General features: G+C 34.1%; 8 protein-coding genes. All 8 read right to left on the reverse strand.

Annotated elements, in window-relative coordinates; translation table 11 throughout:
* Nucleotides 1-35: 35 nt before the first annotated feature.
* Nucleotides 36-7199 (reverse strand): T9SS outer membrane translocon Sov/SprA, encoded by a 7164-nt coding sequence (sov, locus tag LPC20_RS01175; RefSeq protein WP_229325681.1) that lies wholly within the window; start codon nucleotides 7197-7199, stop codon nucleotides 36-38.
* 24 nt (nucleotides 7200-7223) lie between these two features.
* A complete protein-coding gene (gene ruvA, locus LPC20_RS01180) occupies nucleotides 7224-7805 on the reverse strand; it encodes a Holliday junction branch migration protein RuvA (RefSeq protein WP_229325683.1) in 582 nt (193 codons plus the stop codon).
* Nucleotides 7806-7836: 31 nt separating this feature from the next.
* The gene (locus LPC20_RS01185) at nucleotides 7837-10107 is read right to left on the reverse strand and encodes an NADP-dependent malic enzyme (RefSeq protein ID WP_229325685.1); all 2271 of its coding nucleotides are present in this window, start codon (nucleotides 10105-10107) and stop codon (nucleotides 7837-7839) included.
* Nucleotides 10108-10231: 124 nt separating this feature from the next.
* Entirely contained in the window at nucleotides 10232-10657 is a 426-nt protein-coding gene (locus tag LPC20_RS01190) for a CBS domain-containing protein (RefSeq protein WP_229325686.1), read from the reverse strand.
* Between the two features lie 62 nt (nucleotides 10658-10719).
* Complete coding sequence (locus tag LPC20_RS01195; protein ID WP_229325688.1) at nucleotides 10720-11658, reverse strand: carbohydrate kinase family protein; 939 nt, start codon at nucleotides 11656-11658, stop codon at nucleotides 10720-10722.
* A 27-nt stretch (nucleotides 11659-11685) separates the two neighbouring features.
* Entirely contained in the window at nucleotides 11686-12993 is a 1308-nt protein-coding gene (locus tag LPC20_RS01200) for an MFS transporter (RefSeq protein ID WP_229325690.1), read from the reverse strand.
* A gap of 137 nt (nucleotides 12994-13130) precedes the next feature.
* Nucleotides 13131-14042 (reverse strand): GyrI-like domain-containing protein, encoded by a 912-nt coding sequence (locus tag LPC20_RS01205; protein WP_229325692.1) that lies wholly within the window; start codon nucleotides 14040-14042, stop codon nucleotides 13131-13133.
* A gap of 13 nt (nucleotides 14043-14055) precedes the next feature.
* Complete coding sequence (locus tag LPC20_RS01210) at nucleotides 14056-15414, reverse strand: vanadium-dependent haloperoxidase (RefSeq protein WP_229325694.1); 1359 nt, start codon at nucleotides 15412-15414, stop codon at nucleotides 14056-14058.
* Between the last annotated feature and the right edge of the window lie 5 nt (nucleotides 15415-15419).

Raw genomic sequence — 15419 nt, forward strand, 5'->3', positions numbered from 1 at the left:
ACATCTTCATTGGAAAATTAAATTAATTTTTCAATTTAATTTCCAAAATTGTATCGTAATGTAAACCCAGATCGAATATTGGTTAGTGGAAATGTTGTTGAAACCACGGCTTGTGAAAATGAATGATCATAATAAAAAATAGCCGTTAAGTTTTTACTCAAAACATAATCCGCAGTTAATCTTAATGTCCAAATATTCTGCCCTGCTGCTAACTGGTTTTTATCATAATCTAAATACCTCACGATAGTTTGATTATCTCGTAATGAAAAATCAGCTCTTAGATTGATGTCGCTTTTTATAATTCCAGTTGGATTATCCGCTAAACGAGATGAGAAAATAACATCCTTAAAACGGTATCCAAGTCCAATTATATATTCTACCCCTTTAACTTCGGTTAGTAAATTATTGTCAAAACTCATTGACAAAGCTCTATCTTTTTTAACTTCGGTTAGCAACTTAAGTGAGTTTTTTAGTTCAAAATCCATTCGTATTAGCGGACTAAATTGTTCCACTAAATTAACGTTGGACATAATTGTTGCATTAAAAAAATTATTATTCTTATCCAATCCATTTGGATCCTTATCGTATTCAAAATTGGATCGAAATGCATTTATGGTATAAGATGCTCTATAATTATGTTGTAAAGAAACCCGTCTGAAGATTTTCTTGAAAAATTCGTAACGCATAAATCCATTATACTTTAACGACCAGTTAGGTAAAGGGATATTTTTAAATATTCCTAAAGAAGAGTCAGAGGCACTACTTCCAGAATAAGCAGCAATAAAGGCCGGCAATAAAACTGCTTGGTTATTTTTACCATAGCCCAATGGAAATCCGTCAGGATCAATGTTAATTGGATTTGTAATATCAATACCTCTTTCAGTTGCTAAGCGATTGGCCACTATTAATCGGTTTTCTCTAAAATCATTAAATGCATCAGATGAAATAGCGTCACTTGTAGAAAAAGACGTTTTGATTAGTACTGTAGAAATAGAAAATATTCCGGTATTAAAAGGAGATCGAGAGTTATAGACTCCTCTATCCACATCAAATTGCTCAGTAAAATTAGATGAATACGATCGGTCTAAACTTAAATCAATTTTTAAATCGGGTAAAACATCCATATTGGCTGTTGCTTTAAAAATTTTATTTTGAACTTGAGTAAAATTTTGATTGAATTCTGGATAATTTGTTAACCAACCGTTTTTTGCCGCTTCAAAACGAATATCATCTTGACTTCCAAAGACAAAACCCAATGAAGGTCGAGTAGTTCCAAAAAAACCAATACCTGGAGTATAACCTGGTAAAACCGTTCCGCTGTTAACGGTGTAATTCATTTGAACATTTTTTAAACTTGTCAAGACTCCTATCAATCCATCCATAAAAGCATTTTCTTTACTTTGTTGCGCTGCAGGTGCCTTAACAATTTTTTCTCCTGGCTTTGGTGGCGCTGATCTCGGACGTGCATTGGAAACCCCTTTAGATTTTGTAAGACCTAAATACTTATAGAGCGTTTCCATATTGAATGTTGTATTTAGGGTGTTGGAACTAGCATTTTGAATGGTGTTCCCCAAATTAAAAGTAGCTCCGTCTATTTCAATTCTCGACAAAGCCTCCGAGGCACGTTGCCAACTAAAATCAGCTGTGTAAGCATAATTTGCCTTAATAAAACTAAAAAGTGGTATTTTATTAATTGGCAATTCATAATTAATAATCATTTGTTGCATATGCTGATTCGGCGTACCAATATTCCAATAATCATCCCAAACCGTTAGGTCTTCAATTAAGGTATTGTCTGGATTCAAATAGCTTTTTACAATATTACCAGATGCTGCTGTGTAATTTAATTTGAGTGATTTTGAAAAATTAAAATTAAAACCGTATTGGTAATTAAATGCATAGTTTCGTCTAAACAATGGATCTAAACCTATACCCTCAATACCTTCAACTTGTCTAAATTGCTGGCGGTTGTATTGTCTGATTATATCAGTATTAAACGAAATATTTGAGGGTAAATAATTAAAGTTAAAATCTTGTAATAGCTTCCAATAACTACTTTTTTTCATAAAGGAAGCTTTTTTAAATGGCTCTACAGGTTTTGAATTAAACGTATACGCAAAATCCACAGAGGTTGAAGTTTGCTGGTCAACATGATCTTCTATTTCAAAATCGTGTCGTTGAACTTCATTTATTGACTGAGAAAAAGTAAAGTTTTCAATATCGTACAAATGCGCTTTCTTTTCTGAAGCACGCTCTTTACGTACACCAATAAAGTTAATACTAGATCTTTTAGTATAGTCAATAGCTCTATTTCTAATATTTCGCACACTTGCTTCATTTGGCGTATTATCAATCAACTGATTTAATCGGATATCTTGATTAAAAGGATCGTATTCAGGAGTAATAATTTCTTCCCCAACTGCATAATTAAACGGTAAATTGATTCCCCAAGTTTTCGGCAATAATTTTCCTAGATTAAAATTAGAGACAATTGCGTACTGTAACATATCTTCACGTAATCGCTGATTAGGCCCTTGTTCTAAATTACCAAAACCAATTGTACTTTTCCTACCTGAAGCAGAAACTGTTGCAAAATCAGCCATATTGGAATCGATGTTTAGAATGGCTGCCATACCGCCTTTATTATCCATATCGGACAAGCGTAATTCATTAAACCAAACTTCACCTTTAATACGTCGGCTATCTTCATTACTTTTTACACCAACCATTAAGGTTCTGACCAACCCAAAGTTGGGATTTCCTTTAATTCCTAATCGTAGTTTATTCGTTTTATTACTTAATCTAGGGTCTAATTCATCCTCAGTTTGATAATAAATTCCGTCCAATGGTAAGGTGGTCGGATCAATATTCATATATTGAATTTTTAACTTAGTCAAAAGCTCGAGTGCTAAATCTATCTCATTTTCTTCAGGCCAAACTGCTTCTGGACTTGAAGGCGCACAATTTGAATTTGTTGACGAAGAAGGTAATGTAACTTTTAACGGAATTTCAATTTGATAGAAATTTTGAGTGAAATCATTTCCTATTCGAATAAAACCTATCATTTGATTGTCTCTAATTGCAATTTCATTAGGTAATGATTCAGCGTGTAAAAACATTTTCAACTTGTTAAATTGACGCATGTCCACACTTACATTTTTAAATACCGCTCTAGCGTCCCCGGTTTCTAGTCCGTCACCACCTATTCGCAACGATAGCGATTGTTCGTCTTGATTAATTATAGTATTATTGTTGAATAATTGTTCTCTTACAACTCCTGGAGGCGTAACATAATTAATTGGACATCTTTCATTATTCTGTTGTAAATTAACTGCTAATACATCCAATTCTGTTCTATCGTCATCTACATTGGTATCTCTTAAATCAAGGGTATTTGTAAAACGTCTCCACTCTCCCCTCACGAGATCTAAGGCTCCAAATCGCACTGTTAACGGAGATGAAAATTCAGTCATAAACATCCTCATAAAACGAATCGATCGAAAGTCAGAAATATTTCCAATTGTGTTTTGGGGTTGCGTTACTGGAATTTTAAATTGAATCCATCTCGCTTGAGTTGACTCTCCATTTGGTAATTCAACCTCAGTATTTCTAATATCGGTAATGTAATTTTCGCCTATTTGCATGTTAGGCTTTATATCAATTCCGTATTCGTAATAGGCATTGATAGTATTCATGGTATTATCTCTATTGATGTCTTCAGCATCTGGAAAAGTAGTTGCTCCTCTATTGGGCGTATCGATTGAAACTGCAGAGTTTCCGTCTGTTCCGTTGTAATTTTTGTATCGCTCGATTACGTCACCTGAAGAATTCAAATAAAAATTATAATCATCCGCAGCCGGGTCAGTTTCTGTTGCATAATTAGAATAAACCGTTGCCTCATCATCATTTTTCAACCCATCTAAACCAATATCTTGATTGGATCTGTTTGTAGGATTACTATCAAAGGTATAAATTAATGATTGCGATGCTGGTGCATTTCCCCATATAGGTTTTGGATTAGCTAAAACCTGATCTGGGCCCAATCCATTCTCATACTGTTTTCTACCATCTTTCAAAACATCCTCGGATATCTCTCCTAAGTTGAAATATATTTTACCAGAATTTGAAATTGGTGTAGCTCCTTCTCCCACATAAGGGTCTAATACCCAAAACTGAATGTATTCTACGTTAGCCTGCTCAAAATTAGTAGAATTAATAGCTCGCATAATTCCCCCAAAATTAGATTTTGGATCTGCTAGAAAATTGGGATTGTTATTGTAAGGTCCTCTCTCATTCGGAAAATAACTTAAGTCCAAAGTATTAATTACTTGGGTTTGCCCTTGAGCAATATCGGTTAATGGAAATAATTCTTGACTAAAAACTCTTCTAGTAGCATTTAATGACAAATCATCTAAACTCAAACCAGCAGGACGTTGCGTATAAAAAACTGGGTCAATTGAATACCATGACAACTTTGCTCTTTTAAATCCATAGGACAAATCATTTGCCTTTTCGTTAAAATTATACCTACTTTCGGCGTCATTTGCAGGTGTTGAAGACAAGGACCAAGCTAGAGGTGATCTCATGTCAATTGTTGACTGGGACCCTTCAAAATCATCTACATAAATGGTAGACTCTCCTTCAAACCTATCTGCTTGAGGCGTATCTGGCTTTAAAAAGGCAACCTCTCCTTTTACTGAAATATTGGAAGGAACATCAGTGTCAATATTCGGTAATTTATTGGCTAGACGAGTCAAAAAAGGCACCTCAGCAGAAAAATTAGTGTTGAAACCAAAAATGGAATTATTAACCGACTCTTGACCAAAACTTGACTTTTGAGTAAATGGTCTCTCTGTTAACTTTAAAAAAGTAGCTCCTACTAAAAAGTTTTCTGAAATTTTGTGCTCCAAATTAACACCCATGAAACGTCTTGTTTGTTGGCCAAAAACAGAATTGTTTTCTAACGAAACCTCAATTGGCGTATTAGAAGCTTGGAGGGATGCATCAAGAATTTGCACTCTACCAAATTGGTAATTTACACTGTAATCCACACCCTCTACCAAAAGTCTTCCTCCAGCTGAAACTCTCACTGATCCTTGTGGGACGTTAAACGCATTTAATGGTATTCCATCTCCTGTTGATGATTTAAATCTACCGCGCAATAAAAATTTATTTTTTTCACTGTCTTGTAATGCCCCTGCTTGGGTATTACGATACATGTTTTGGAAAACATATTTCTTTTGATTGGGGTTGTAACTATCAACATCACTGTACCTTTCACCCGATCCTGAATTGGATAATTTTTTAAATAAAAGTTCTCCAAATGGCTCTTTAACGGTAAATATTATTCGGCCATTTTGCGCATCTATTGTTAAGCCCGGCATAAAATCAAAGAAACCATCACCACCAACTTGAGGGTCATTATTGAAATTTAGCTTATCTAAATTAAATACTTTTAACAATGGAGTTTCGGCTATTCTGTCCTCTATTGATGGATTTACTGGAAAAGGCGAACCCGCAACAGGAGTTATATAATTTAATGGCGAAGGGTCTGAATATAAAATATTAAACCTGAAATCTTCTTTCTTTAATTGATAACCTCCAGGAATTTGATAAATGTTTTTCATCATCAAGTTCCAAATCGGATTTTTTACATTAGTTAAGTTGCTTTTCAACATTTTAAGCACTAAACTTTGTGTAATTATAGCTTGTGTTGCAGGAGTATCTCCAACAACAGTAGTTGCATCAACACCATCGTTTCCAAATTCTCCAACTTGATACACTTTATCTCCAATAGTATATTGGTAAGCTACAGCAAGTACCTCATCATTAGCTAATTTTTGTTGTAGAGAGATATAACCTAATTGTGGATGAAAACTGTATTCGTTAGGATTTAATTTTCTGGCATTCTCTAACTTTGAATAATCTTGACCTTCGCTTACAGTTCCGTTAAAGCCCAAATTTGCTGTCGCCATTTCACGAATATTTGAATTCAGCAAGCCCGAACCGACTTTAATTAAATCAGGATCATAATCATTATTAGTATTGTCTGTAGGCGAATCAACAGGGTTGTTAAACATTGATGAAGAAGGATTTAAAACTACAATTTCGTTATCGGGAACTCCTGATAATCGACCTTCTCCTAAATCTTGTATTGCAATTATATTTCTAATATTATTGTTCGTAGTCGTGACACGATTTTGTCTATTAGTCAACCAAACTTCGAGCCTTGTAATTTGGACCCTACTATCAATAAATGGATAATTCTTTAGAGCAGCATCGTATTTGTGCCTAAAATATTGCGATAAAAAAAAGTGTCTGTCGGCATCGTAATCTAAAGCAAAGAGATCAAAATTTTGAACAGTTCCACCTCCTTCTGCTATCAAACTTCTTGTTTGTGAACGCTGTTCAGAAAATACACCAGTAACTGAAGTTCTTCCAAATTGCAATTTAGTCTTTACTCCAAATAAACTTTGAGAGCCTTGAATTAATGTGCTATTTAACGGCATTGTAACGTTTCCAATTTCTATATTTTGAATGATGGCATCATCACTCGCACTATAGGTTGGGTCGTAAGCAATTTTAAATAAATTTTGAAATGAAAAAGTAGATTGCGTATCGTAATTTCCGGTTACATTTAACCTCTTACCCACTTTACCTGTTAATCCTAAACTGATTCTCTGGTTGAAATCAAAAGTAGTATTGGTTCTATTTCTTGGCGAAAATGCGGGATTGTCTTGTTTTGTATGTCGAATTCCCAGGTCCATTTCAACTGAACCTGTTGGTTTTACATCAATTGTATTTCCTCCGAAAATAGTTTCAAAAAGACCTGACTTAACGTAATATCTAGGTAATAAATCTTTTTTTGCAGCATCTGCTCCCTCTTTTTTGCCATCCACAGCATCTGCTTTTGTTCTAAAGTAAGAACGCATGGATTCCTTGAGCATTAACTTTTCGTACTCTTGCGGAGTTAAGATAATGGGGAAGTCAATAGTAAAACCATCAACAGAGTTTTTGTAAATGTACCTATCAGAGATAGGATCGTAGCTGTAACCTGACAGAACGCTTTTGGGGTTTTTAATTGCGATTTTACCAACCGAAAACCCTTTTTTAACAGTATCTTGAACAGAAGTTGTCTCTTGTGCTTGAACTGCGTTTATCGCAATTAGCAAAAGCACTAGATGACAAATTTTATTCATTAATTTAAACTTTTTACTAAACAATTACAAACTCTTTAATGCCTTTTTAATAATCGATTCTACGGAAGCATCTGGATCTTCTTTGATGATTTTTTCAACCACTTTTTCAGACGATTTACGAACAAAACCTAAAACCTCCAAAGCAGATAACGCTTCATCTCTGTTTGTATTGTTTAAAACCATAGAAACTTCATCTAAATCATATAGTTTAAGCACTTTATCTTGTAAATCTAAGATAACCCGCTGAGCCGTTTTTACACCAATCCCTTTGATTGACTGCACAGTTCCAACATCTCCAGAGGCAATAGCTTGAATTATTTGCTTTGGTTCTAATGAAGACAGCATCGTTCTTGCTATACTTGCTCCTATACCCGATACCGATAATAGCATTTTGAAAATTTCACGTTCTGATTTTTCAAAAAAACCAAAAAGTGTGTGTGCATCTTCTTTAATTTGAAGATAAGTAAACAATTTTATTTGGTCAGTACTTGGAAGTAACGAATATGTATGTAACGATATATTGATATGATAACCTACCCCACCACAGTCAATTACAACTTCGGTTGGATTTTTTTCAACTAATTTTCCTTGTATGTGCGCTATCATAATTTAGTGGGGAATTGTATAGAATTAGTACCTATTTTTTCTGTTTTTCTTGAGCATCAATTACTGCAATTGCAGCCATATTTACCATTTCTTCAACACTGGCACCCAATTGAAAAATATGAACTGGTTTACCCATTCCTAACATAATTGGACCAATAGATTCAATACTATTTAGTTCTTTTAAAAGTTTGTACGTAATATTAGCTGATTCTAAATTCGGGAAAATTAAAGTATTTACCTTTTTTCCAGCTAACTTAGAAAAAGGGAATTTTTTCTCTAACATCTCTTGATTTAAAGCAAAATCGGCTTGGATTTCTCCGTCTACAACTAGTTCTGGATGATTTTTATGTAAATAAGCAACCGCTTCTCTAACTTTTGCAGCACTTTCATTAGTAGAAGAACCAAAATTAGAAAAAGATATCATCGCAATTACTGGTTCAATACCAAACATTCTGGCAGTTTTTGCTGTCATTACAGCAATTTTAGCCAAATCATCTGCTGAAGGATTGATATTAATTGCGGTATCAGACAAAAACATAGGTCCGCGAGCTGTTAGCATTAAATTGGTAGTAGCTACAATAGAAGCATTGGGTGCTTTATCAATTAACTGCAACATCGGTTTTACAACAGATGGATAACTTCTAGAGTGACCGGAAACAAGTGCATCAGCCTCACCTTCGTTGACCATCATAGCGGCAAAATAATTTCTTTCTCGCATTAATTTTTGAGCATCCAAAAAGGAAATACCTCTTCTTTGTCTCGTTTTCCAGTAGGCTGAAGCAAATCGATTTCTACGTTCTTCTTCATTCACTTTTGGGTCAATTATTACTACATCGGCATCAAAACCTATCTCTGCCTTTAATTCCAAAATAACTTCTTTGTCTCCTAATAAAATCGGATACCCTATTCCTTCTTCATGAACGATTTGAGCCGCTTTCAACACATCTAAATGATCTGCTTCAGCAAAAACAATACGTTTTGGATCTATCTTGGCTCTATTGGTAATTAATCGAACCATTTTATTATCATGTCCAAGGCGCTCTAAAAGCATTTCCTCATATTCGATCCAATCTGTAATTGGGTTTAATGCTACACCTGAATCCATAGCTGCTTTAGCAACTGCAGGTGCTACAACCGTAATCAATCGCGGATCAAATGGAGACGGAATAATATAATCTCTACCAAAAGTAAGTTTAGTAACTCCATAAGCTATATTAACTTGCTCTGGAACATTCTCTTTTGCCAATGCTGCCAATGCTCTTACTGCCGCCATTTTCATAGCTTCATTAATTTTGGTAGCACGAACGTCTAAAGCTCCTCTAAATATGTAGGGAAATCCAAGAACATTATTTACTTGATTAGGAAAATCAGATCTTCCCGTAGCCATAATAACGTCTTTTCTTGTTGCTATTGCAAGATTATAATCAATTTCAGGTGTCGGATTTGCCATAGCAAAAACGATTGGATGGTCCGCCATAGATAACAACATCTCTGGAGACATGATATCTCCTGATGATAAACCTAAAAAGATATCAGCACCAACTAAAGCTTCAGCCAAACTCATTTGCGGCATATCTTTAGCATATTGAAGTTGTAAAGGTGATAAAGACGGATTGTCTTTAGTCAACAAACCTTTACTATTAAACATCAAGATGTTTTCTAATTTAATTCCTAAAAGCACATACATATTGGCACAAGCCAAGGCTGCAGAACCAGCTCCTGAAACCACCATTTTCATATCTTCTGCTTTTTTTCCTGCTAATTCTAATGCATTTAAAAGAGCCGCAGACGAAATAATAGCAGTACCATGTTGATCATCGTGCATCACCGGAATATTCAATTCTTCAACTAAACGACGCTCAATTTCAAAAGACTCTGGAGCTTTGATATCTTCCAAATTGATTCCTCCAAAAGTTGGCGCAATATTTTTAACCGTTTGGATAAATTCTTCTACATTCTTAGTGTCTACTTCAATGTCAAACACATCAATTCCTGCAAATATTTTAAACAACACTCCCTTTCCTTCCATTACTGGCTTGGAAGCTTCAGGGCCAATGTCGCCAAGTCCTAAAACTGCAGTTCCATTAGAAATTACAGCTACTAAATTGCCTTTTGTTGTATATTTATAAACGTCATTAACATCTTTCGCAATTTCTAAACAAGGTTCAGCAACACCAGGAGAATAAGCTAATGACAAATCTCTTTGTGTAGCATACTTTTTAGTTGGGGTTACTTGAATTTTTCCTGGTTGAGGGTGTGAATGATATAATAATGCGTCGCTTTTTTTATTGTTTTTATCCATTTCAATTTGAATTTAAAGATGTGCAAAGATAGAATTCTTATGCAAAAAAAGTGGTTTTAAATAGAGTCTTTTCAAAACACAAAAAGCTGCATCGATTGCAGCTTTTTTTAAAATAATTTAATCATTATTGAGAAATGTAAGAATTCAAATGATTAATAGTATCTTTTTGAATTTCAATAATTGCTTTTACTACATCACTGATTGAAATTATTCCCACCACAACATTATTCTCCATTACAGGTAGGTGTCTAATTTTCTTTGAATTCATTAATTCCATGCAGTAATCAAGATTATCAGAGGGCTTTATACAGATAACCTCACTCACCATAATTTCATTAACCAAAGTGTTTTTTGAAGTTTTTTCTTTTAACACAATTTTACGGGCATAATCTCTTTCCGATAAAATTCCTTTTAAGATTGTGTCTTCAATCACTAGGATAGCTCCAATATTTTTTTCGCTCATCGCTGTTAGGGCCTCATACACTGTATTGGTTGGTAATACAGCATACACTTCATTCCCTTTTGAACTAAGAATTTGATTTACAGTCATAATTTTAAGATTTAGTGAACCCTAAAGTTAAGAAAATATTCATTCGAAGCACAAAACTGCGACTAATTACTTGAAGCTAAGTATTCTTTAATATTAATTCCCTCAGGTAATCGACCCACATTTTGCAACTTAAGAACAGCTAATTTTTGAGCAATTGTAATGGTTTCTTCGAAGTCTTTTCCTAACAAACGGGCATATAAAAAACCCGTCCAAAAAGCGTCTCCAGCTCCTGTGGTATCTTTAATTTCATCTATATGAGTTGCTTGTTGGTGCACCATTCCAAACTCTTTATCTGATAAAACGACTCCATCTTTACCTTTGGTTAAACAAATGGTGGAAGCACCTAAATTATGAAAATAATCAAAAATATAGTCTTCAGTTTTAGATGCAGCAAAAAGTCGGTAACAATCGTCTTCGCTTAACTTCACAAGTGGATTGGTAGACAAATACTCTTTCAACACCAACTTGGCTTCTTCTCTATCAGGCCAAATTCGCTCTGAAAAATTAATATCAATACTCGTTAACAATCCTAATTCTTTAGCTTTTTTAGCGCTTTCAACTATAGTAGTTCGGGCAGGATTTTTACTTAATGCAAAACAAGTGGTATGGAAAATTTTAGCACTTTCAATTAAATCCAATGGAATTTGAGAAGGTAAAATTTGATAATCTGCTTCTCTATACGGAATAAAGTCAGGAGTTCCTGTAGATTTTGAAACAAATATAACCGAAGTGGGTTCTGTTTCTGAGCGTCTAACCTGCGATGTGATCACATGATTATCTTTCAATTTTCTCACAATATATTCTCCCAAACCATCTTCGCCACAGGTGGCAACAATAACCGATTTTAATCCTAATCGAGTGGCATTTACTGCAACATTTGTTGGTGACCCACCTAGAAAACGGTGATAATCTTTAGTTCTATTGATGGAGGTATTCACTTCATGCCCTATAAAATCAATAAGGACTTCACCTGCACATATCAAGTCTACTGTTTTTTTCAATTGTAACGTTCTATTTAATAGTTGAATCTAATTATTGTATTGAGTGCTTTTTTTGGATTGAATTAATAAAGTACAAGCCGCACCTATTAGTAACAATACACCCGCAAAAGTTATTGCCAATCGAGCATCGTTGTTTAAAAAGTTTTTAAGAATATAGCCAAAAGTCAAATTTTGAAATATCATTGGAATTACAATCATCATATTGATTATTCCCATGTAAACTCCATAACGTTCTTTTGGTATGTGATTTACAATTATTAAATAGGGAATTCCCATCATACTTGCCCAACCAATTCCGTATCCAATTATGATTGCAAAAAACAGGTATTCATTTTGAACCGTTGGAAATAATAAAAAGCAAATTGCTGCTAAAACTAGACAAGCAAAATGAACTAATTTTGGACTGTATCTTTTAGCCAACTTAGCCAAATAAAACGCAACCGAAAAAGTGATTACGAAACCAAAGGCTCCGATTAATCCGTTCCATTCTACGGCATTTTCATAAAGCGATTTGTTTTTAGGGGTAGTATTCCAAACAGAAAGCGCTATACTTTTGGCATTATTTTGCCAATAACACATTAAAGCGTACCACTGAAATAAATACACTAAGAACAACTGCCACATTACTTTTGGCATTTCTAATACCGCCTTATAAATATCAATGAAAGGTGAGAAAATATTTAAAGGTTCTGATTTTAAAAGTACTAACTCTTCTGGTGTGGGAGGAATTTCAGGGGTTTTTCTCATACTCCACCATATAGAAGTAATTGACAATACCGATCCAAGGAAAAAGGAAGCATATATCCAATTAGGCAATGAACCCGTATATCCTACAAAAACAATTGGAAATAAGAAAAGTGAAATATAGGATAAAAACTGTCCGAAACCGGTGAAAAAACTTTGCGCTTGAAAGCCCATTGGCTGCTGTTCTTCATCTAATGTATCCGCAACAAAAGCACGGTAAGGTTCCATCGCAGTATTGTTTCCGACATCTAAAAGTAAAAGCAAACTAGCTGCCATCCATAACGAACTACTAAAAGGATAGAGTAATAACGCAACACTACAAATCATTGCACCGATAAAAAAATAAGGCTTACGTCTTCCCCAACGTGGATGCCAAGTTTTGTCACTCATAGCACCTATTATGGGTTGAATAATCAATCCAGTTAATGGACCAGCAAGATTTAAAATTGGAATTTGATCTGGATTGGCTCCTAAGAAATCATAAATAGGATTCACCGCACTTTGTTGCAAACCAAAACTATATTGAATCCCAAAAAATCCAACATTCATGTTAATTATTTGCCAGAAATTGAGTTTGATTTTTTTTAACATTGGATCTTGGTTTAATTAGTTAGCTCATAAATGTAATTGTAATATCTCAAATTTGAACTTAAAATAAACAAAAAACGTTTTCGGTTTAGGCGAAAACGTTTTCGGATATGTTGTTATACTGAAGGAAAAATAATGACCTAGTTCGCTGAAAAAGGAATAATAACTTTAGTCTCCCACTCTAATTCATTACCTCCATTAAATGGGTTTGCTAAAAAGTTCTCTAGCACTCTATTTTCCAATTCAATTCCATTTCTCTTAGCATGATCTAACAAAGCAAACCAAGCGCGATCAGAGGTTCTAAAATTACCGAAATAGGTCGCTTTTAAACCTTTAACAGACTCAATTGTTTTGAATTTAACTTGTTGGTGCGGAACTACTTTTGCCTGCTTTGAGACAGGAAAACAATAATTAAATTCGACAAGTTCTTTATCCCTATCCCATCGAGTAATTTCAGCATAGGGTTTTCCTATAATTTTGATATTATTATTGTGCAAATAGCCAGTAATTATTCCATCATTGGCAATCATAGTTTGTGCTTTTTGTTGCATCACACTTTTCAAACTTAAATACGCCACATAAACTGGCGCAGTCTCTCCCTCTCCTTCTAATTTAACTTTAAACAACTTCAAATGATCTTCAAGTCCAGTTTTAAATTCTTTAATCCTCTTAATTTGAGATTGTTTAAAAGGTGTCTCCATAAAAGGGACTGTTAACTTATTATACCAGCTATTTTTATGGTCTTTAATATCAATTACCACTTTTGTTGTAGAGTCATTAAGAGATTTAATATTCCAAGTGTATTCTAATTGGTTACTTCCTTTGCTAATTTTTTGACGGATTAATTCATAATTTTTCTTTTCAACTACTTCATAATTCTCTTGATTATTTTTTGTTTGGGCAGTTGACCATTCTTCTATTCCTTGAAAAACTGGCCCAGTGGCCGCCTTGACATTAAAAGTAATAGTATAATCGGCTGATTTAATTAAAAAATACCAGCCCATAAACAAAATAAAAACAACTCCTATTACCATTAAAATATTCTTCTTCATATTCAATTTAAAATTATTTTGATTTAAAAAAACGTAGTTCATTGTTGATGTAGTTCCCAATATTTGTGCCTTGATCAACGCCATTTTCTATTGCAGCACGGTAATGAATTCCGCCATACAATCTGCTAATGGAGGCTTCAGAAGCAGCTTGCTTGAATGACTTAAAATCTCTTTTTGGCAATCCAAAAGGAATTTCAGAATCATCAGTATAACTAAAATTATCTCCAAATATTGAAGTTAAAATTATTGACGAACAAGACGATACTACAGAATGTCCACTCGTATATTCCGGAAATGGTGGTGTTTGCAACTGCGGTTTCCAATCCTCGTCTATGTATAAATTAATATAAGTTTCTGGACGAATCACATTCGTTCTGTATTTTTCATGCCAGCAACTAATAAAACTTTCAAATATCCCGATAGATGTTTTGGTAAAAGTAAAAACAGTGGTCTCAAAATTTGATTTTGTCTTCTTTAATGCAATTTTAGCGATGTTAATCCAATGCGCATCCGGAGTATTTTTCTTTTTAGCAAACATCATATGACCTTGTGTGACAGTAGCATATGGATTACAATCCCAAAAAGTAGCAATTGCTGACTCTTCAGGAATTTCGTTCGACTTTGCATTTTCAATTGCTACTAATTTTTCAGACATTTTATTTCCTACATCATAGGTCTCTTTGGCTTCTTTATAAAACATCGAATTCTTGTCTGTAGAAAAAGGATGTGGTGCTTTTGGCTTGAATTGTGCTGCAGAGTCTAATACTAAAGTTCGAATTGTTCCCCAATGTGGCTCAACTCCATCCATATAAGCAGGAGGAGTAGGTTGCCATCTGCCTGGTTGATCCGTATGAACTGAAAATTTTGGAAAAGTTCGTGACTGCTTGTAATTATCTTTACTCATCCAGATTTTAATTCTATCCACTACTTTCAAAGCGTAATCTCTAGAAACTTCAAACTCTTTTTTATTTTCAGATGTCCACTTTTCATACAAACTGTCTCTGTATTGTTCTAATGCTTGTTCTGAAAAAATTAATTGTTTACTTACTTCCATATGAGCAATTAAAGCCGCTAGCTTTTGATTCACTCCTAACTTTTTATCTAAAGTTGGAATAGAATCTAAACCGTTCAATTGTCCTTGTAAACTTTCAAACTCAGTACTGTTTTGAGCGATAATTTCATAAGCGGCAATATTGGGATATACGTATACTCTAGCCGCTACTGGTGGAGAAAAAATATCATGAACCATAATTCCGGTTACTGTATCTACCGCAGCACAATAATCATCGGTAGTTACTACTATGGGTTGGTCTTTTTTACAAGCACTAAAAAGAACCAACAATAATCCCAAAAGAGTAATTTTAATTTTCATATTAT

This window comes from Flavobacterium ammonificans, assembly GCF_020886115.1.
Classification (GTDB): Bacteria; Bacteroidota; Bacteroidia; order Flavobacteriales; family Flavobacteriaceae; genus Flavobacterium; species Flavobacterium ammonificans.